Source organism: Sphingomonas sp. 1185, from assembly GCF_040544655.1.
In the GTDB taxonomy this organism is placed as follows: domain Bacteria; phylum Pseudomonadota; class Alphaproteobacteria; order Sphingomonadales; family Sphingomonadaceae; genus Sphingomonas.
In genome coordinates, this window is the sequence record NZ_JBEPKL010000009.1 from 1 (window position 1) to 19,849 (window position 19,849).

17 protein-coding genes are annotated in these 19,849 nt (G+C 67.6%); 12 read left to right on the forward strand and 5 right to left on the reverse strand.

The window, feature by feature from the left end; genetic code table 11:
* The first annotated feature begins 236 nt into the window (after positions 1–236).
* Both lnt and metK read left to right on the forward strand, forming a co-directional pair.
* Positions 237–1,775 carry an apolipoprotein N-acyltransferase gene (lnt, locus tag ABIC44_RS08500; RefSeq protein WP_354294856.1) on the forward strand — a complete coding sequence of 513 codons (1,539 nt, stop codon included), beginning with the start codon at positions 237–239 and terminating at the stop codon, positions 1,773–1,775.
* 41 nt (positions 1,776–1,816) lie between these two features.
* On the forward strand, positions 1,817–3,016 hold the full coding sequence (metK, locus tag ABIC44_RS08505) for a methionine adenosyltransferase (protein ID WP_354294857.1): 1,200 nt from the start codon (positions 1,817–1,819) through the stop codon (positions 3,014–3,016).
* Positions 3,017–3,064: 48 nt separating this feature from the next.
* On the opposite strand, the gene ABIC44_RS08510 is transcribed toward metK, so the two are convergent.
* Positions 3,065–3,874 carry a formate/nitrite transporter family protein gene (locus tag ABIC44_RS08510; protein WP_354294858.1) on the reverse strand — a complete coding sequence of 270 codons (810 nt, stop codon included), beginning with the start codon at positions 3,872–3,874 and terminating at the stop codon, positions 3,065–3,067.
* 64 nt (positions 3,875–3,938) lie between these two features.
* On the opposite strand from ABIC44_RS08510, the gene trmB reads away from it, so the two are divergent.
* Complete coding sequence (gene trmB / locus ABIC44_RS08515; protein ID WP_354294860.1) at positions 3,939–4,619, forward strand: tRNA (guanosine(46)-N7)-methyltransferase TrmB; 681 nt, start codon at positions 3,939–3,941, stop codon at positions 4,617–4,619.
* Between the two features lie 30 nt (positions 4,620–4,649).
* Here trmB and ABIC44_RS08520 read toward each other — a convergent pair whose 3' ends face one another.
* Positions 4,650–4,853, reverse strand: coding sequence for a hypothetical protein (locus ABIC44_RS08520; protein WP_307102828.1), 204 nt, complete (start codon positions 4,851–4,853; stop codon positions 4,650–4,652).
* A gap of 160 nt (positions 4,854–5,013) precedes the next feature.
* Here ABIC44_RS08520 and ABIC44_RS08525 point away from each other — a divergent pair, with 160 nt between their 5' ends.
* Positions 5,014–5,478 carry a hypothetical protein gene (locus tag ABIC44_RS08525; RefSeq protein WP_309699259.1) on the forward strand — a complete coding sequence of 155 codons (465 nt, stop codon included), beginning with the start codon at positions 5,014–5,016 and terminating at the stop codon, positions 5,476–5,478.
* Between the two features lie 38 nt (positions 5,479–5,516).
* Positions 5,517–6,785: a methyltransferase family protein gene (locus tag ABIC44_RS08530; protein ID WP_354294862.1), complete on the forward strand. Its 1,269-nt coding sequence runs from the start codon at positions 5,517–5,519 to the stop codon at positions 6,783–6,785.
* Positions 6,786–6,841: 56 nt separating this feature from the next.
* Here the strand turns inward: ABIC44_RS08530 and ABIC44_RS08535 are convergent, their stop codons facing one another.
* Together ABIC44_RS08535 and ABIC44_RS08540 are read right to left on the reverse strand one after the other, a co-directional pair.
* A complete protein-coding gene (locus ABIC44_RS08535) occupies positions 6,842–8,215 on the reverse strand; it encodes a glutamate--cysteine ligase (protein ID WP_354294864.1) in 1,374 nt (457 codons plus the stop codon).
* 45 nt (positions 8,216–8,260) lie between these two features.
* A complete protein-coding gene (locus ABIC44_RS08540) occupies positions 8,261–9,004 on the reverse strand; it encodes a 16S rRNA (uracil(1498)-N(3))-methyltransferase (RefSeq protein WP_354294866.1) in 744 nt (247 codons plus the stop codon).
* Between the two features lie 77 nt (positions 9,005–9,081).
* Between ABIC44_RS08540 and ppk2 the strand changes: the two genes are divergently transcribed.
* The gene (gene ppk2 / locus ABIC44_RS08545) at positions 9,082–9,849 is read left to right on the forward strand and encodes a polyphosphate kinase 2 (RefSeq protein ID WP_354294867.1); all 768 of its coding nucleotides are present in this window, start codon (positions 9,082–9,084) and stop codon (positions 9,847–9,849) included.
* A gap of 125 nt (positions 9,850–9,974) precedes the next feature.
* Entirely contained in the window at positions 9,975–10,982 is a 1,008-nt protein-coding gene (locus tag ABIC44_RS08550) for a glycosyltransferase (protein WP_354294869.1), read from the forward strand.
* 244 nt (positions 10,983–11,226) lie between these two features.
* Here the strand turns inward: ABIC44_RS08550 and ABIC44_RS08555 are convergent, their stop codons facing one another.
* Entirely contained in the window at positions 11,227–11,430 is a 204-nt protein-coding gene (locus ABIC44_RS08555) for a hypothetical protein (protein ID WP_309692589.1), read from the reverse strand.
* Positions 11,431–11,459: 29 nt separating this feature from the next.
* Here ABIC44_RS08555 and ubiA point away from each other — a divergent pair, with 29 nt between their 5' ends.
* From ubiA to glgC, 5 genes are all read left to right on the forward strand, one after another.
* A complete protein-coding gene (ubiA, locus tag ABIC44_RS08560; protein WP_354294871.1) occupies positions 11,460–12,368 on the forward strand; it encodes a 4-hydroxybenzoate octaprenyltransferase in 909 nt (302 codons plus the stop codon).
* A gap of 153 nt (positions 12,369–12,521) precedes the next feature.
* Positions 12,522–13,832 (forward strand): Nramp family divalent metal transporter, encoded by a 1,311-nt coding sequence (locus ABIC44_RS08565; protein WP_354294873.1) that lies wholly within the window; start codon positions 12,522–12,524, stop codon positions 13,830–13,832.
* 90 nt (positions 13,833–13,922) lie between these two features.
* On the forward strand, positions 13,923–16,355 hold the full coding sequence (locus ABIC44_RS08570; RefSeq protein WP_354294874.1) for a glycogen/starch/alpha-glucan phosphorylase: 2,433 nt from the start codon (positions 13,923–13,925) through the stop codon (positions 16,353–16,355).
* Positions 16,352–18,505 (forward strand): 1,4-alpha-glucan branching protein GlgB, encoded by a 2,154-nt coding sequence (glgB, locus tag ABIC44_RS08575; RefSeq protein ID WP_354294875.1) that lies wholly within the window; start codon positions 16,352–16,354, stop codon positions 18,503–18,505. Before ABIC44_RS08570 ends, glgB begins: the two co-directional genes overlap by 4 nt.
* Before the next feature lie 78 nt (positions 18,506–18,583).
* On the forward strand, positions 18,584–19,846 hold the full coding sequence (gene glgC / locus ABIC44_RS08580) for a glucose-1-phosphate adenylyltransferase (RefSeq protein ID WP_354294877.1): 1,263 nt from the start codon (positions 18,584–18,586) through the stop codon (positions 19,844–19,846).
* The last annotated feature ends 3 nt before the right edge of the window (positions 19,847–19,849 follow it).

The following is a 19,849-nucleotide window of genomic DNA, read 5'->3' on the forward strand; positions in this document are numbered from 1 at the left end:
GCGAGCGCCCACCCCTCACCCAGCTCCGACTAGGCCTTTGCTCTCGCAAAGACCAAGTCTGCGCAACCCTCTCCCCTCTGCGAGGGGCGAGGGAAAGATAAGGCATCGTTGCATGTCGATCAGCCCTTAGGACGTCCTTGGGGGAAGCCCCCTCCGTCAGCGCTTCGCGCTGTCCCAGGGAGGATTGCGAACTCCCGCATTGCTCCTGTCATGGCCACGCGCCATATCCTGCCGCCGTGACCCGCTATCCCGCCCTCCTCGCCCTGATCGCCGGGGCCGCCGCCGCCTGCGGCTTTGCCCCGCTCGACCTCTGGCCGCTGATGCTGGCCGGGCTGGTCGTCCTGCTCGCGCTGGTGCAGGACGCGCCGACCATGCGGGCGGCGCTGTGGCGCGGCTGGGCGTTCGGGGTCGGGCATTTCACCGTCAACAACAACTGGTTCCAGCACGCCTTCGACTTTCAGGACAAGATGCCGCCGGTGCTGGGTTATTTCGCGGCGGTCGGCCTCGCGCTGTACCTCGCGGTGTTTCCGATGGCGGCGGCGGGCGTCGCGTGGCGGTTTCGCGGGCGACGGGCCGACACCGGCTATGTCCTGATCTTCGCCGCGGCCTGGATCGCGACCGAATATCTGCGCGCGCGGCTGTTCACCGGCTATGCCTGGGACCCGGTGTCGGTTGTCTGGCTGCCGGTGATCGGCGTGGCGCGGATGAGCGCCTTTGTCGGCACCTATGCGCTGTCGGGGCTCACCGTGCTTCTGGCGGGGGCGATCTGGCTGGCGCTGCACAGGGACTGGCGTCCGGCCGCGGTAATGGTGCCCGCGACCGCGCTCGCCGCCCTGTCCGCCCCGCTCACCCGCGCGCCCGAGCCCGGCGCCGATGCCCCGCTGGTCCGCGTCGTCCAGCCCAATGTCAGCCAGGACCAGCGCGGCGAGAGCGACGGGCCGGAGATGCTCGAGCGGCTGATCGCCCTGTCGGGCCGCGCCGGTCCCCGCCCGCGCCTGGTCGTCTGGCCCGAGGGCGTGGTGCGCGACATGATCGAGGACGGCTATCCCGAATGGGCCTATTTCGGATTCAACTATGCCCCGCCCTTCTGGGATCGCCGCCGGATCGCCAGCGTGCTGGGCCCGCGCGACACCGCGCTGGTCGGCGGCACCGCGTTGAACTTCTCGCCCGATCGCCGCCGGGTGGTCAGCGCCACCAACAGCGTCTTCGCGATCAGCCCGGCGGCGCGGATCACCGGCCGCTATGACAAGGCGCATCTGGTGCCCTATGGCGAATATCTGCCCATGCCCTGGCTGCTCAAGCCGCTGGGCCTGGCGCGGCTGGTCCCCGGCGACATGGATTTCAGCCCCGGCCCCGGCCCCCGGAACCTGCGCGTGCCGAATTTCGGGCCGGTCGGGGTGCAGCTCTGCTACGAGATCATCTTCTCGGGCCAGGTGGTGGACGAGGCGCATCGTCCGCGCCTGCTCTTCAACCCGTCCAACGACGCCTGGTTCGGCCGCTGGGGCCCGCCGCAGCATCTGGCGCAGGCGCGGATGCGCGCGATCGAGGAAGGGCTGCCCATCCTGCGTGCCACGCCCAACGGCATCTCCGCGATCATCGCCGCCGACGGCCGGCTGGTCGCGACCGTCCCGCATCTGGTGACCGGCGCGGCGCAGGCCCCGCTGCCCGCCGCCCTGCCGCCGACGCCCTTTTCGCGGATCGGCAACATGCTGGCGCTGGCCATCGCGGCGGCCCTGGCCGCGATCGGCGTTGCCATCCGCCGCCGCGCCCGCTAGGACCGATATAAAGCTATCTTTATATCCTTATGAGGACGAGAATGCGGAACTCGTACATCTTCACCTCGGAATCGGTTTCCGAAGGTCACCCCGACAAGGTCGCCGACCAGATCAGCGACGCGATCGTCGACCTGTTCCTGTCCAAGGATGCCGAAGCGCGCATCGCGTGCGAGACGCTGACCACCACCAACAAGGTCGTGCTGGCGGGGGAGATCCGCTGCAAGGGCGTGTTCGAGAACGATCAGTGGGCCGAGGGCGCGCTGGAAGAGATCGAACAGACCGTGCGCGATACCGTCAAGCGGATCGGCTATGAGCAGTCGGGCTTCCACTGGGAGAATTTCGACTTCTCGAACAACCTGCACGGCCAGTCGGCGCATATCGCGATGGGCGTGGACGAGAGCGGCAACAAGGACGAAGGCGCCGGCGACCAGGGCATCATGTTCGGTTACGCGACCGACGAGACCCCCGGCCTGATGCCCGCCACCCTCTATTACAGCCACAAGATCCTGGAAAAGATGGCGGCCGACCGCCACTCCGGCGCGGCCCCCTTCCTGGAGCCCGACGCCAAGAGCCAGGTGACGCTGCAGTACGAAAACGGCGTGCCGGTCCGCGCGACTGCGATCGTCGTGTCGACCCAGCATTCGGCCGAGCTGTCGAACGAGGCGGGCCAGGCCAAGCTTCGCGACTATGTGAAGTCGGTCCTGACCGAAATCCTGCCCGAAGGCTGGCTGCCGGAGGACAAGCAGATCTACGTCAACCCGACCGGCCTGTTCGAAATCGGCGGCCCGGACGGTGACGCCGGCCTGACCGGGCGCAAGATCATCGTCGACACCTATGGTGGCGCGGCTCCGCATGGCGGCGGCGCGTTCAGCGGCAAGGACCCGACCAAGGTCGACCGCTCGGCGGCTTACGTCGCGCGCTACCTCGCCAAGAACGTCGTCGCGGCGGGCCTGGCCAAGCGCTGCACCATCCAGCTGTCCTACGCGATCGGCGTCGCCGAGCCGCTGTCGGTCTATGTCGACCTGCACGGCACCGGCACCGTCGAGGAAGCCAAGCTGGAAGCCGCGCTTCCCAAGCTGGTCCGCCTGACGCCCAAGGGCATTCGCGAGCACCTGAAGCTCAACGCGCCCATCTATTCCAAGACCGCCGCCTATGGCCATTTCGGCCGCGAAGCCGAAGGCGCGCTGTTCACCTGGGAAAAGACCGATCTGGTCGACCGGATCAAGGGCGCCGTCGCCTGATCCGATCACCGAGGAATGACGCGAAAGGGGAGCTTCGGCTCCCCTTTTTCATGGCTGGTCCGGCGTCTCGCCCTGCACCTGGCCATGCGCCAGCAGCGTGAACAGGCCCGCCCCGCCGACCAGATTGCCGAGGATCGCCGGGAGCATCAGCCCGAATACGGCCTGTTCGACCGTGACCTTCCCGGTAAAGACCAGCAGGAAAGTCTCGTCCGCGCCGACGATCGAATGGCTGAACCCGGCGATGGCGATGACATAGGTGATCGCCAGGATGATCCAGAAGGCCTGGTTCCGGCCATTGGGCAGGATCCAGGCGACCACCGCGATCAGGAAACCGGCGGGGATGGCGTTGATGAACGTCTGCCACCCGTTCAGCTCCAGAATGCCCGCCGACACCGCGATCATCGCCTCGCGGATCTCCGGATTGCCCAGCGCCCCGCCCGCGACCATCGCGGCGGCGAGCGCGGTGCCGATCAGATTGGCGAACAGCACGATCCCCCACAGCCGCAGCGTCCGCTGCAACGCCCAGCCCGATGGCCTGGTCACCAGCGGCAGCATCGCGGTGATCGTGCTTTCGGTGAACAATTGCATCCGCCCCAGGATCACGACGAGGAACCCGACCGGATAGCCGAGCGCCGTAACCAACTCACGCCACGGCGCCTCGGGCAGGCCCGCATGCAGCGCGCCCTCGGCGATCAGAGAGCTGTGGATCGCGATTCCCGCCGCCAGCCCCGACCAGAACAGCGCGCCTGCGGGGCGGTCGAGTTCGCTCTCCCCCGCCTCGCGCACCGCACGGTGGAGGTCCTTGGCATCGGCGGCTTTCTGCGCCTTGCCCTCGGCTTTGCTGTCATCCTGATCCATTCCCCGCCAGCAACGCGCGCGCACGGTCTTGGCTCCCGCCCCCTCCCCGCGCTAAGGGCGCGCGATGAACGATCCGACGACGATCCGCCGCCTCTATGGCCGGCGACAGGGCCATAAGCTGCGCCAAGGTCAGGCCGCGCTGGTCGAGGACATGCTGCCCACCCTCAGCGTGCCCGAGGACGGCCCGCTTGACGCTGTGCGGCTGTTCGGCGACGCGCGCCCGCTTCAGGTCGAGATCGGCTTCGGCGCGGGTGAGCATCTGGCGGGCCAGGCCGAGGCGACGCCGGGCACCGGCTTCATCGGCTGCGAGCCGTTCCTGAACGGGGTGGTCGGCGCGCTGGGTCATATCCGCGACCGCGACCTGACCAATGTCCGCCTGCACATGGGCGACGCGCTGGAAGTGATCGAGCGGCTGCCCGATGCCAGCCTCGACCGCGTGTACCTGCTCCATCCCGATCCCTGGCCCAAGGCCCGCCACGCCAAGCGCCGGATGATGAACCACGGTCCGCTCGACACCATCGCCCGCAAGCTGAAATCGGGCGGCGAATTCCGGCTGGGCACCGACGATCCGACCTATTGCCACTGGTCGATGATGATCATGAACGCGCGGGCCGACTTCACCTGGCAGGCGCAGACCCCCGCCGACTTCCTCACCCGCCCCGCCGACTGGCCCGAAACCCGTTACGAGCGCAAGGCCCGGCGGCAGGGGCATGAGGTGTGGTATTTCCGGTATATCCGCCAGTAACGGCGGCGCGCGCCTGATGGCCCTGGGCGGTCAGGCGCGCAGTTGGGCGATCATCGGCGTGGTCGGTGCCGGGTCGCGCGCGACCGTCAGCGGCCCAAGGTCGCGCCGGGCGATCTCGGCGAGGATGACGGTGCGGTCGCCGCGCTCCGGCGCGACCGTGATGGTGGCCAGTGCGGTCAGCAGGGTCGCATCATCCATATATTCGATCAGATCCGGGTCGAACATCGGGTCCATCGCATCCTCCCATCCTGGATTATTATCGGAGATAACAAGCGGATCGCGTTGCGGTTGCCTCGTCGCGCCCTGCCGTTACGGGTTCGTCGATCGGGACTGGCACCACGGGGGCGTGGCGCTATAGAGCCGGGCGCGGATATGATGGTGGAAAGCCTGAATCTTGGTCGATGACAGCTGGGGCGTGTCCCCACCGCGCGGCGGATTGCGCGTGCGCACGAACGACAGTCTGGAGGAACGGGCCGCCGCCCGTGCGAAGGCGCGCGAAGCCCGGGCGGGCGAGCGGGCCGCGATCATGGCCGACCGGATGGAGGCCCGCATGGCCAATCGCGTGCGCGACACGGCCGCGCGCGAGGCCGAGCGGACCGCCCGGCGCGAACAGGAAATGGCCGCCGCCGCGCGCGATCCGCATGCCGCCGCCGCCAAGCGCCACCGCACCTCGGGTCGCAAGGACGTGGTGCGCGAGCAACGCGACACGCGCGGCTATGCCACGCTGGTCGATGAGGGGCGGATTCGCGAACTGGCCAAGCGGGGCGCGTCGCTGGGCGGACTGGCCGCGGCGTTCGGGATCGAACAGGATGAAATCCGGCGAATCCTGGAAACGGAGCCCGAGGCTGATCCGGCCTAACGCCTCGCTTACCAAATTGCGCTAGGGCTGCCCGCCTGATGTCCGAAGCCGCCGCCCCACCCCGCCCGCCCCGCCCCGCCTCGGCGGTCGGGCACGGCGTGGGGCTCGCGGGACTGGCGGGATCGCTGGCCTGGCTCGGCTTTGCCTGGCACCGCCATCTCGACGGGCCCTATGCCGCGCTGACCCATCTGGTCGCCGTGGCGGTGCCGATGATCCTGTGGTCGCTGCTGGTCGACCGGGTGCATCGCAACCCCTCGACCGGGATCGACTGGGCCAATCCGCGCAAGCCCCGCGAGACGCTGGACATCAGCCTGACCAAGCTGGCCGGTTTCTGGGCGACCTTTGCGGGTATCGCGCTGATCTACATGACGTTCCGCTTCTATTGGCAGGGCAGCTTCGCCTTTGCCATGTGGTGCCTGGGATGGCTGGCACCCGTGCTGTTCCTGGGGTCGATCCCCTATGTCCTGTGGCTCGACCGGCGGCTGGTCGAGCCCAGGGACGGTGCGTGGAGCCTGGGGGCCTGGCTGACCGGGCAGAAGGGCTTTGCGTGGCCCGCCATCCATGCGCATCTGCGCGCCTGGGGGGTGAAGACCTTTTTCCTGGCCTTCATGCTGGGGGTGGTGCCGGGGGGATTTGCCGCCTTTGTCGACGGCGACCTGCCGACCCTGATGCGCGATCCGGTGGCGCTGGCCAACTGGCTGATCACGCTGATGTTCCTGATCGACGTGGCCTTTGCGACGGTCGGCTATATGCTGACCATGCGACCGCTCGATGCGCATATCCGATCGGCCAATCCCTATGCGGCGGCGTGGATGGCGGCGCTGATCTGCTATCCGCCGACGATCCTGATGACCGATGGCGGACCGCTCGACTATCGCCCGGGCACCGCGCCGTGGAGCCATTGGTTCGCCGGGCATCCGGTGGTGCTGGCCGCGATCGGTGCGGTGCTGGTGGCGCTGACCGCCATCTATGCCTGGGCGACGGTGGCGTTCGGGCTTCGCTTTTCCAACCTGACGCACCGGGGCATCCTGACCCATGGCCCCTATGCGGTGTCGCGGCATCCGGCCTATCTGTCGAAGAATATCTTCTGGTGGATCGCGACCGTGCCCGTCCTGTCGACCGGAAGCTGGGGCGATGCGATGCGCAGCACGCTGCTGCTCGGCGCGGTCAGCGGGGTCTATTACTGGCGCGCCAAGACCGAGGAGCGGCATCTGTCGGCCGATCCGGCGTATCGGGATTATGATGACTGGATGGCGCGGTACGGGCTGGTGCCGCGCTTCTTCCGTTGGGTTTCGGGGCGGGGGTGAGCCCTTGGCCTTCGACTTCGCTCAGGCTGAGCGAAGTCGAAGCCCAGGCAACTCCCTCAGAAACTCGCCTCGCCATAGACCCGCGAGATGTCCCCGCCCCATTCGCCGTGATAGCGGTCGAGCAGCACCTGCGCGGGCACCTTGCCCGAGCGGACGATCTCGCGCAGCGGGTCGAGGAAGCCGGTCTCGTTATCCCCCGCCCCGTTCAGCCGCCCACGCGCCGCCAGCCCGGCATGGGCGATGTCGAGCACCTCGCCCGCAATGTCGCGCAGCCGCCCGCCGCCCGGCAGCGGGGCATCCAGCGCCAGCTCGGGCACCGCGTCGCGCAGCGCCTGCCGCTCGTCCAGCGACCAGCCCTTGACCAGATCCCAGGCGGCATCGAGCGCCGCATCGTCGTACAGCAATCCGACCCACAGCGCGGGCAGCGCGCAGATGCGGTTCCACGGACCGCCATCGGCACCGCGCATCTCGAGGAAGGTCTTCAACCGCACCTCGGGAAAGGCGGTCGACAGATGGTCGTTCCAGTCGTCGATCGTCGGCAGCTCGCCCGGCAGGACCGACAGCTCGCCCTTCAGGAAGTCGCGGAAGGACAGCCCGGCCGCGTCGATATATTTGCCGTCGCGGTAGACGAAGTACATCGGCACATCGAGCGCATAGTCGGCATAACGCTCATAGCCGAACCCGTCCTCGAACACGAAGGGCAGCATGCCGGTGCGCGCGGGGTCGGTGTCCGACCAGATATGGCTGCGGAAGGACAGCTTGCCGTTGGGCTTCCCTTCCGTGAAGGGCGAGTTGGCGAACAGCGCGGTCGCCAGCGGCTGCAACGCCAGCCCGACGCGGAACTTCTTCACCATGTCGGCCTCGGACGCGTAATCCAGATTCACCTGGATGGTCGAGGTCCGCAGCATCATGTCCAGCCCGAGCGAGCCGACGCGCGGCATGTGGCGCAGCATGATCGCATAGCGCCCCTTGGGCATGATCGGCAGCTCGGCGCGAGTCTTGTCCGGCCACATGCCCAGACCCAGAAAGCCCAGGCCCAGCGTGTCGCCCGCCGCCTTCACCTGTTGCAGGTGGCGGCCCGTCTCGGCACAGGTCTGGTGCAGATTGTCGAGCGGCGCGCCCGACAGCTCGAACTGCCCGGCGGGCTCCAGGCTGATCGAGCCGTCGGCGCCGGTCAGCGCGATGACGTTGCCGCCCTCCAGGACCGGGGCCCAGCCATATTGTTCGAGCTGCCCCAGCAGCGCGCGGATGCCCGACGCCTCGTCATAGGAGGGGGCGTGATGATCGCCGAGCGCATAGACGAACTTCTCGTGCTCGGTGCCGATCCGCCAGCGGTCGCTCGGCTTCTCGCCGCGGGCAAAGCTTGCGATCAGCTGATCGCGCGACTCGATGATGGCGCCCTTGGCGGTGCTCGCGGTCTTGGTGCTCATGAACCGCGCCTTACGCGGGCGCGCGCGGAGACGCCATAGGCTGAATCAACGCCAGTCGCCCGCCGCCGCCATCCAGAGGGACACCGCCGCCGCCGCCGCCGTGTCGGCGCGCAGGATACGCGGCCCCAGGCCGATGCCGATCGCGCCCGGATGCGCGCGGATCGCCGCACGCTCCTCGGCGTCGAAGCCGCCCTCCGGCCCGATCAGGATCGCCGCCGGGCCGTCATGCGCGCGCATCGCCTCCAGCGCGGGCACGCCGCCCGTCTCGTCGGCGAAGAACAGCGCGCGGCCCTCGGGCCAGTCGCGCAGCAGCGCGGGCAGCTTCACCGGCTCGGCGACTTGGGGAAGCGCGGTGCGGCCGCATTGCTCGGCCGCCTCGATCATGTGCGCGCGCAGCCGCTCGGTATTGGGCTTGTCGACCACGGTGCGGCGGGTGACGACGGGGACCAGCCGCGCCACGCCCAGCTCGCACGCCTTTTCGGCCAGCCAGTCGACCCGCCCCTTCTTCAACGGCGCGGCGCACAGCCACAGATCGGGCACAGCCTCACGCGTGCGCAGCATCTCGGTCACGTCGAGCGTCAGGTCGCGCTTGCCGACCGAGGCCGCGACGCCCAGCCATTCGCCGGTTCGGTCGTCGAACAGCTTGACCGGATCGCCGACCTTGGTGCGCATCACCGAGACCAGATAATGCGCGGCGGGTCCGTCGATGCGGATCGGCCCCTCGCCCAGCATCTGGTCGACGAACAGGCGGGGCGTGGATTGCGGAGGCCAGGCGGGGGTAGCGGGCATGGAGTCCGCTTACACGGCTCGCGCCCGGCTTGCCACTTTTGCGGTTTCGGGTGTTTCTTCATGCCAAGGAGGCACGAATGGGCAAGCATTACCAGGAAGAACTCGAAGCGCTGCAACTGGCGCTGGTCCGCACCCAGATGGCGATGACGGGTTCGGACGCCCAATCGGACGAGCGTGTCGTCATCGTGCTGGAGGGCCGTGACGGTGCGGGCAAGGACGGGACGATCAAGCGGATCACCGAACATCTCTCGGTCCGCGCGACCCGCGTCGTGGCGCTGCCCAAGCCGTCCGACCGCGAACGCGCCCAATGGTATTTCCAGCGCTATGTCGCGCATCTGCCCGCGGCGGGCGAGATCGTGATCTTCAACCGCAGTTGGTACAACCGCGCCGGCGTCGAGGTCGTGATGGGCTTTTCCACCGCCACCGAGCAGGAGGCGTTCCTGCGCGACGCGCCCGATTTCGAACGGATGCTGGTCGAAAGCGGCATCCGGCTGGTCAAGATCTGGCTCGACATCTCGAAGAAGGAGCAGGCCGAACGGCTGGAGGCCAGGCGGACCGATCCGCTCAAGGCGCTGAAGGTGTCCGACATGGACAAGGTCGCGCAGGCCAAATGGGCCGAATATTCGGCGGCGCGCGACACGATGCTGACCCGCACCCACACCCCCTTCGCGCCGTGGCATGTGGTGCGCGCCGACGACAAGAAGGACGCGCGGATCGCGATCATCCGCCATATCCTCCACCGCATCGCGCCCGCCAGGATCGCCGACACGGTCGACGCGCCCGACCCCGCGCTGCTGTTCGCATTCGACATGGCCGCGCTGGAGGATGGTCGGCTGGCGCGATAGGCGGCGGCGCGCGCGCCGGTGCCCCGGACGCGTGACCACGGGACGTTTTCGGACAGCCTCTTAGGCCGATCTTTACCAAGACATGGCTTTATCTTGGCAAACGCCCTCATCGAGGACCGACCCCAATGCCTTCCTCCCCGCGGATCGCCGCGACGCTGATCGCCCGGAACGAAGCGCGCTGCATCGCCCGCTGCCTGTCGAGCATCGCCCCCTGGGTCGACCGCATGGTGGTGCTCGACACCGGGTCGACCGACGACACCGTTGCCATCGCGCAGGCGGCGGGGGCGGAGGTGCATCACCTGCCTTGGCCCGACGACTTCGCCGCCGCGCGCAACCATGTGCTGGATCTGGCCGATGCCGACTGGAACCTGGTGCTCGACGCCGACGAGTGGATTCGCGACGGCGGCAAGCGGCTGCGCCGCTGGTGCGCCGGGCCGCCGCGACTGGGCTTTGCCTGTATCGAGAATGCCGTGGAGGGCAGCGCCGACCCGACGCGCTGCTGGATTCCGCGATTGCTGCCGCGCGGTGCCCGTTACGAGGGGCGGGTCCATGAACAGGTCGTCTCCCTCGCCCCCCAGGCGCGCATCCCGCTGCACATCGGCCATGACGGCTATCTGGCCGCCCAGAAGGCCAGGAAGCGCGACCGCAACTATGCGCTGCTGCTGCGCGAACTCGCCGAGCAGCCCAACAACCCCTATCTGATGTTCCAGTTCGGCATGGAGGCCCAGGCGCGCCGCGACCTGCCGATGGCATGCGATTATGTGATGCGCGCGCTGGCGACGGCCCCGCGCGAGGCGGGTTGGCGCCATGCCCTGGTCACCGCCGCCATCCCGCTCCTCTCCTGCGCGGGGCGGCTCCCCGATGCGGTGGCGCTGGCCGATGCCGAATTCGGACAATGGCCCGAGTCGCCCGATTATTTCTATGTGCTGGGAGATGTCCTGTTCGACCAGGCGATGGCCGATCCGGCACAGGCGATCGGCCATTGGCTGCCCTTGGCGCAAAGCGCATGGGAACGCTGTCTGGCCATCGGCGAGCGTCCCGATCTGGACGGCAGCGTCGCCGGACGCGGCAGCCATCTGGCGCAGCGGAGCCTCGACATCGTCCGCTCGCAACTGGCGACGCTGGCCGCCTAGGCGGATCGACATTCAGCAATGCCTTCCTTCCCTCTCCCCTGGACAGGGGAGAGGGTTAGCGAAGCTTGCCAGCCTGCTGGCTAGCGCAGCTTGGGTGAGGGGTCGAGCGAGCCCAAAGGCTCGCGCGCTCACAAAGCGAGCGCCCACCCCTCACCCAGCTCCGACTAAGCCTTTGCTTTTGCAAAGGCCAAGTCTGCGCAACCCTCTCCCCTCTGCGAGGGGCGAGGGAAGGAAGGGATCGACCCTAGCGCCGCCGCCGGATCAGCCACCAGGCCAGCGCGAGGGCGAGCGCCACGGCCAGTACGACGCCGCCCACCATCCCCGCCACGCGCAGGATCGCCCAGAACAAGGCCTCGACGAAACGGCCGACCGCGACCGACAGGCCGATCATGAAACGGAAGATGGCGGGAGGATCACCGACGCAGGATAGCCGCGAACGGGCTTGCACGCCACGGGTCGCCCCCATAGGCGATGCGAATGACCATCGAGATCGTACCCGATAGCGAGCATAAGGGACTGGTCGGGCGATTGCCGCCCCGCCTGCGCGGGCTGGCGCTGCTGGCCAGGTTCGACCGGCCGATCGGCTGGTGGCTGTTGTTCTGGCCCGGCGTCTGGGCGATCGCGCTGGCGGGCGGGTTGCCGGATCGCTGGCCGTTGATCCTGTGGTTCCTGCTGGGATCGATCGCGATGCGCGGCGCAGGGTGCGTCTTCAACGACATCGTCGACCGCGATCTGGACGCACAGGTCGCCCGCACCCGCGCGCGGCCCATCCCCTCCGGCCTGGTATCGGTGAAGCTGGCCGCCATCTGGCTGGTCGCGCTCTGCCTGATCGGGCTGGTCGTGCTGGTGCAGCTGCGCCCGCTGGCCGCCATCGTCGCGCTCGCCAGCCTGGCGCCCGTCGCCGCCTATCCCTTCATGAAGCGGATCACCTGGTGGCCGCAGGCCTGGCTGGGCATGGTGTTCAGCTGGGCCGCGCTGGTCGGTTGGGCCGAGGTGGCGGGCGCGCTCTCCGCGCCGCTCTGGCTGCTCTATGCCGGGTCGATCGCCTGGGTGATCGGCTATGACACCATCTATGCGCTGCAGGACCGCGAGGATGATGCGCTGATCGGCGTGCGCTCCTCGGCACTGCGCATGGGGGCCTATGTGAAGCCGGGCGTGGGCGCCTTCTATGCGGTGGCGCTGCTGTGCTGGGCGGGGGCGATCTGGCTGGTGCGGCCGGACGTGCTGGCGGTGGCCGCGCTGGTGCCGGTGGCGCTGCATCTGGGGTGGCAGGTCGCGACGCTGACGCCCGATGACGGGGCCGGGGCGCTGTATCGGTTCCGGTCGAACCGCTTCGCCGGGCTGCTGATGGCGCTGGCCTGTGCGGTGGTGGGGAGCGCAGGCTGACCGTCGCCCCAGCGCAGGCTGGGGCCTTTTCGAGAGGACATCCAGTCATCGCCACAGATCCCGGCCTTCGCCGGGATGACGGCCCTGCCTTGATCTCGCGCAACGCTTTGGCGGGTTGTCGCGTTGCGGAAACTCCGTCACATCTGAAGGTCGATGACCGTAGCCACGCCCGCCACCCGCTCGCTTGCCGAAAGCCATCGCTCGATCGCCATTCCGGAAGGCGCGTCCTTCCTCCGGCGGCTGTTCGCCTTTGCGGGGCCGGGCTATCTGGTCGCGGTCGGCTATATGGACCCCGGCAATTGGGCGACCGACATTGCGGGCGGATCGGCCTATGGCTATGCGCTGCTGTCGGTCATCCTGCTGTCCAACATCATGGCGATGATCCTCCAGGCGCTGTCGGCGCGGCTGGGCATCGCCGCCGGACTGGACCTGGCGCAGGCGTGCCGGGCGGCCTATTCCAAGCCGGTTTCGCGCATCCTGTGGCTGCTGTGCGAGATCGCGATCATCGCCTGCGACCTGGCCGAGGTGCTGGGCACCGCCATCGCGCTGCAACTGCTGTTCGACCTGCCGCTGGTCTGGGGCGTGCTGATTACCGGATTCGACGTCTTCCTGATCCTCGCGCTCCAGCGTTACGGCTTCCGCAAGGTCGAGGCATTCATCATCGCGCTCCTCCTCATCATCGGCGGCTGTTTCCTCTATGAGTTGATCGCCTCGCGCCCCGATCCCGGCGCGGTGCTGGCGGGGTTCGTGCCCACGACGCGGATCGTGACCGATCCCGCGATGCTGTACATCGCCATCGGCATTCTCGGCGCGACGGTGATGCCGCACAATCTCTACCTCCATTCCTCGGTGGTGCAGACCCGCGCCTTCGGCCTGACGACCGAGGGAAAGCGCGACGCGATCAGGATGGCGACGATCGACAGCACGGTGGCGCTGTTCTTCGCCTTCTTCATCAATGCCGCGATCCTGATCGTGGCGGCGGCGACCTTCCATGTCGCGGGCCGCACCGACGTCGCCGAGATCGACCAGGCCTATCGCCTGCTCGCCCCCATGCTGGGCGCGGGCGCGGCGAGCGTGGTGTTCGGCGTGGCGCTGCTCGCCTCGGGCCAGAATTCGACCGTGACGGGGACGCTGGCGGGGCAGATCGTGATGGAGGGTTTCCTCGACCTCCGGCTCGCGCCCTGGCTGCGGCGGCTGATCACCCGAGGCCTCGCGATCATTCCCGCCGTGCTGGTCGTCGGCGCCAGCGGCCAGGCGGGGGCGACCAGGCTCCTCGTGCTCAGCCAGGTGATCCTCAGCCTTCAACTGCCCTTCGCGGTGGTACCGCTGGTCCGCTTCACCGCGAACAAGGCCATGATGGGGCCGTTCGCCAGCCCGGTCTGGCTGCGCATCCTGGCCTGGATCATCGCGGCGACGATCATCGTCCTCAACCTCACCCTGCTCTGGGGAATCGCCACCGGCTGAATGGTTTCGCGGTGGCGAGAGGTTGGCGCGTGACTTCGGATCGGGCCCCGTTAATCTGGCGAGAACTGGGACACAGGGATCGCCGAATCAATGACGACCACCATCACCACCCTGCATGTCGACGATACCGGGCCGCTGGCCGATGCGATCGTCGACACGCTGGTCCACCGGATCGGCAAGGATGCCGCCAATGCCCGCCGCCACGACTGGCTGGCCGCGACCATCCTGACCGTGCGCAACGACATCATCGAGCGCTGGATGGCCTCCACCCGCGAAGCGCATGCGGCGGGCGCCAAGCGAGTCTATTATCTCAGCCTGGAATTCCTGATCGGGCGGCTGCTGCGCGACGCTTTGTCCAATCTGGGAGTGATGGCGCAGGTCGCGGGCGCGCTCCAGTCGCTAGGCGTCGACCTGGCCGACCTGGAGGAGATGGAACCCGACGCCGCGCTGGGCAATGGCGGCCTTGGGCGACTGGCGGCGTGCTTCATGGAGAGCCTCGCCAGCCTCGACCTGCCCGCTTACGGCTATGGCATCCGCTATGTGAACGGCATGTTCCGCCAGCGGATCGACGATGGCTGGCAGGTCGAACTGCCCGAGACCTGGCTGAGCCACGGCAACCCCTGGGAGTTCGAACGTCGCGAGAGCGCCTATTTCGTCGGCTTCGGCGGCGAGGTGGTGGGCACCGAGACGGGCGCGGTCCACTGGAAGCCGGGCGAGGCGATCGAGGCGATCGCGGTCGACACCCCCGTCGTCGGCTGGCGCGGCAAGCGGGTCAACACGCTGCGGCTATGGACCGCGCAGGCGATCGACCCCATCCGGCTCGATCGGTTCAACGCGGGCGATTATACCGGCGCGCTGGCGGGACAGCTGGCGGCGGAGACGCTGGTCCGCATCCTCTATCCCTCGGACAGCTCGCCCGCCGGGCAGGAGCTGCGGCTGCGGCAGGAATATTTCTTCTCCTCCGCGTCGATCCAGGACATCGTCCGGCGGCATATCCAGTATTTCCACGACATCCGCACCCTGCCCGACAAGGCGGCGATCCAGCTGAACGACACCCATCCGGCGGTGTCGGTCGCCGAGCTGATGCGGCTGCTGGTCGATCATCACGACCTGGGGTTCGAACAGGCGTGGGACATCACCCGCCGCACCTTCGGCTATACCAACCACACGCTGCTGCCCGAGGCGCTGGAAAGCTGGCCGCTGCACCTGTTCGAGCGGCTGCTGCCGCGCCACATGCAGCTGATCTATGCGATCAACGCCAAGCTGCTGCGCGAGGCGCGGGCGATGGAAGGCGTGGACGACCGCGCCATCGCCGCGATCAGCCTGATCGACGAGAGCGGCGAGCGCCGGGTGCGCATGGCGAACCTCGCCTTTGCGGGCAGCCACAGCGTCAACGGCGTGGCGGCGCTGCACACCGAATTGATGAAGAAGACGGTCTTTGCCGACCTGCACCACCTCTATCCGACGCGGATCAACAACAAGACCAACGGCATCACCCCGCGCCGCTGGTTACAGCAATGCAACCCGCAACTCACCGCGCTCATCCGCGAGGCGATCGGGCCAGGCTTCGAGGATGACGCGGAAAAACTGATAGCGCTCACGGAATTTGCGGACGACGCGAATTTCAGGGAACGGTTTCTCGCCATCAAACGTTCCAACAAGGTGGGGCTGGCAAATTATCTCAAAGAGTCGACCGGGTTGCGCGTGGACCCCGATGCGCTGTTCGACGTCCAGATCAAACGCATCCACGAATATAAGCGCCAGCTGTTGAACATCATCGAGACGGTAGCGCTCTACGACCAGATCCGCAGCCATCCGGAGCGCGACTGGACGCCCCGCGTGAAGCTGTTCGCGGGCAAGGCGGCGTCGAGCTATCACAATGCCAAGCTGGTCATCAAACTGGCCAATGATGTCGCTCGCCGGATCAATTCGGACCCCAGCGTCGGCCATCTGCTGAAGGTCGGCTTCGTGCCCAATTACAATGTCAGCCTGGCCGAGAAGATCATCCCGGCCGCCGACCTGTCCGAGCAGATCTCGACCGCGGGCATGGAGGCGTCAGGCACCGGCAACATGAAGTTCGCGCTCAACGGCGCGCTGACCATCGGCACGCTCGATGGCGCCAATGTCGAGATCAAGGAGCATGTCGGCGACGATCATATCGTCATCTTCGGCCTGACCGCCGACGAGGTCGCCGCCAAGCGCCGCGACGGTTACAATCCGCGCGAAGTGATCGAGAACAGCCCGGAACTGCGCCAGGCCGTCTCCGCCATCGCCTCGGGCGTGTTCTCACCCGACGAACCCGGCCGTTATGCCGGGCTGATGGGCGGGCTGTATGACGGCGACTGGTTCATGGTCGCCGCCGATTTCGATGCCTATGCCGCCGCGCAGCGCCAGGTCGATGCCCGCTGGCAGGACCAGGCGGGCTGGGCGACCTCGGCCATCCACAATGTCGCGAAAGTCGGATGGTTCTCCTCCGATCGCACCATCCGGCAATATGCCGAGGAAATCTGGAACGTGATGTGAAGCCACCCCGTGCCGCTCTGGAAGCCCTGATCGAGGGCCGCAACGCCGATCCCTTCGCGTTGCTGGGACCTCATCAGGGACCGGGCGGCACGTTCCTTCGCGCCGTGGTGCCGGGGGCGGAACGGGTGACCGCCTTCGACCTGGCGGGCACCCGGCTGGGCGAACTGAAGCAGGTCGACGCGCGCGGGCTGTTCGAGGGCGCGGTGACGGGCGAGCCGCAGCCGGTCAAATATTGCGCCAGCGGACACGGCGCGGAATGGTGGATCACCGACCCCTACAGCTTCGGCCCGGTGCTGGGGCCGCTCGACGATTTCCTGATGGGCGAAGGCAATCACTTCCGCCTCTATGACAAGATGGGCGCGCATCTGATCGAGCATCAGGGCGTGGCGGGCGTCCACTTCGCGGTCTGGGCCCCCAATGCCGAGCGCGTGGCGGTGGTCGGCGACTTCAACGACTGGAACCCCGGCCGCCATGTCATGCGCCGCCGCCTGGATGTCGGCGTCTGGGAAATCTTCATCCCCGATATCGGCGAGGGGCGCGCCTACAAGTTCGCGATCCACGGGCCCCACGGCGCCGAACAGCCGATGAAGGCCGACCCCTTCGCCTTCGCCGCCGAACTCCGCCCCAAGACCGCGTCTATCACCACCGCCCCGCCCGAGCATCGCTGGCAGGACAAGGAGCATCGCGAGCATTGGGCGGGCGTCGATCCGCGCCGCGTGCCGATCAGCATCTATGAGGTCCATGCCGGGTCGTGGGACCGCGACGAGAATGGCTGGTATCTCGGCTGGGACGCGCTGGCCGACCGGCTGATCCCCTATGTGGTCGAGATGGGGTTCACCCATATCGAATTCCTGCCCATTTCCGAGCATCCCTACGACCCCAGCTGGGGCTATCAGACGACCGGCCTCTACGCCCCCTCGGCGCGGTTCGGCAATGTGGAGGGGTTTTCGCGCTTCGTCGACGGCGCGCACCGGGCCGGGATCGGCGTGATCCTCGACTGGGTGCCTGCGCACTTCCCCACCGACGCGCACGGCCTGTCGCATTTCGACGGCACCGCGCTTTACGAGCATGAGGACCCGCGCCAGGGTTTCCACCCCGACTGGAACACCGCCATCTATAATTTCGGGCGGCGCGAGGTGGCGAGTTTCCTGGTCAACAATGCGCTGTTCTGGCCCGAGCGTTACCATATCGACGGGCTTCGCGTGGATGCCGTCGCCTCGATGCTCTACCGCGATTACAGCCGCAAGGACGGCGAATGGGTGCCCAACGAACAGGGCGGGCGCGAGAATTGGGAAGCGGTCGAGTTCCTCCGCCAGGTCAACCGACAGGTTTACGGCCAGCATCCCGGCGTCTTCACCGTCGCCGAGGAATCGACCGCCTGGCCCGGCGTCTCCGCCCCCGCGCATGACGGCGGCCTGGGCTTCGGGTTCAAGTGGAACATGGGCTTCATGCACGACACGCTCCAGTACATGGCGCGCGAGCCGGTGCATCGGCGGCATCATCATGGCGAGATCCTGTTCGGGCTCCACTATGCCTTTGACGAGAATTTCGTCCTGCCGCTCAGCCATGACGAGGTGGTGCACGGCAAGGGCAGCCTGCTGACCAAGATGGCGGGCGACGACTGGCAGAAATTCGCGAACCTGCGCGCCTATTACGCCTTCATGTGGGGCTATCCCGGCAAGAAGCTGCTGTTCATGGGCCAGGAATTCGCCCAGCGCGAGGAATGGTCGGAGGCGCGCGCGCTCGACTGGCATCTGCGGACCAGCCATGCGCATGAGGGTGTCCGCTCGCTGGTCCGCGACCTCAACCATCTCTACCGCGAGACGCCCGCGCTCCATGCCCGCGATTGCGAGCCCGAGGGGTTCGAATGGCTGGTCGCCGACGACAGCGCGCATTCGGTCTTTGCCTGGCTGCGCAAGGCACCGGGCGAGAAGCCGGTCGCGGTCGTCGCCAACATGACCCCGGTGGCCCGCGCGCCCTATCGCCTGCCGCTGCCGCATGACGGCCGCTGGACCGAGGTGCTGAACTCCGACGCGGCCCAATATTGGGGATCGGGGCTGGGCAATATGGGGGGCGTGGATGCCAGCGACGGCGCGGCCTGGATCACCCTGCCGCCGCTCGCCACCGTCATCCTGCGGTTCGACGGATGATCCAGATTTAGACCTTTTCACGAATATCAACGCGTGGCCGGCGCGTTGCGATACGGACAGAAGAATGGGAGACGGACGATGGACCTGAGGCGCGGACAACCGCTGGCGCGCGATGCCATGGCCTATGTGCTGGCGGGCGGCCGCGGCAGTCGCCTGATGGAGATGACCGATACCCGCGCCAAGCCCGCCGTCTATTTCGGCGGCAAGGCGCGGATCATCGACTTCGCCCTGTCCAACGCGATCAACTCGGGCATCCGCCGCATCGGCGTCGCGACCCAGTACAAGGCGCACTCGCTGATCCGCCATCTCCAGCGCGGCTGGAACTTCCTGCGCGACGAACGCAACGAGAGCTTCGACATCCTGCCCGCCAGCCAGCGGATCAGCGAATTTCAATGGTATGAGGGCACCGCCGACGCGGTGTTCCAGAATATCGACATCATCGAGAGCTATGCGCCCGAATTCATGGTCATCCTGGCGGGCGACCATGTCTACAAGATGGACTATGAGCTGATGCTCCAGCAGCATTGCGACAGTGGCGCCGACGTCACCGTCGCCTGTCTGGAGGTGACGCGGACCGAGGCGAGCGCCTTTGGCGTGATGCATGTCGACGAGACCGACCGCATCGTCGATTTCGTCGAAAAGCCCGCCGATCCGCCCTCCATCCCCGGCAATCCGGACGTGTCGCTGGCGTCGCTGGGCATCTATGTCTTCCGCACATCCTTCCTGTTCGAACAGCTCCGCCGCGATGCCGAGACGCCGGGGTCGAGCCGCGACTTCGGCAAGGACATCATCCCCTATCTGGTCGCGCACGGCAAAGCCCAGGCGCACCGCTTCTCCGCCTCCTGCGTCCGCTCCAGCGACGAACCCGGCGCCTATTGGCGCGATGTGGGCACGGTCGACGCCTATTGGGAGGCCAGCCTCGACCTGACCGACGTGGTGCCACAGCTGGACCTGTACGACCGCAGCTGGCCGCTCTGGACCTATGCCGAGATCACGCCCCCCGCCAAGTTCGTCCATGACATCGACGGACGGCGCGGATCGGCGGTGGCCAGCCTGGTCGCGGGCGACTGCATCGTGTCGGGGTCGTCCATCCACCGCTCGCTGCTGTCGACGGGCGTGCGCACGCACAGCTTCGCGATGCTGGACGAGGCGGTGGTCCTGCCCTTCTGCCATATCGGGCGCGGCGCGCGGCTGCGGCGGGTGATCCTGGATCGCGGCGTCAGGATTCCCGACGGGCTGGTGGTCGGCGACGATCCGGTGCTCGACGGACAGCGTTTCCGGCGCACCGACAAGGGCATCTGCCTCATCACCCAGCCGATGATCGACCGTCTGGCCAACTGAAAG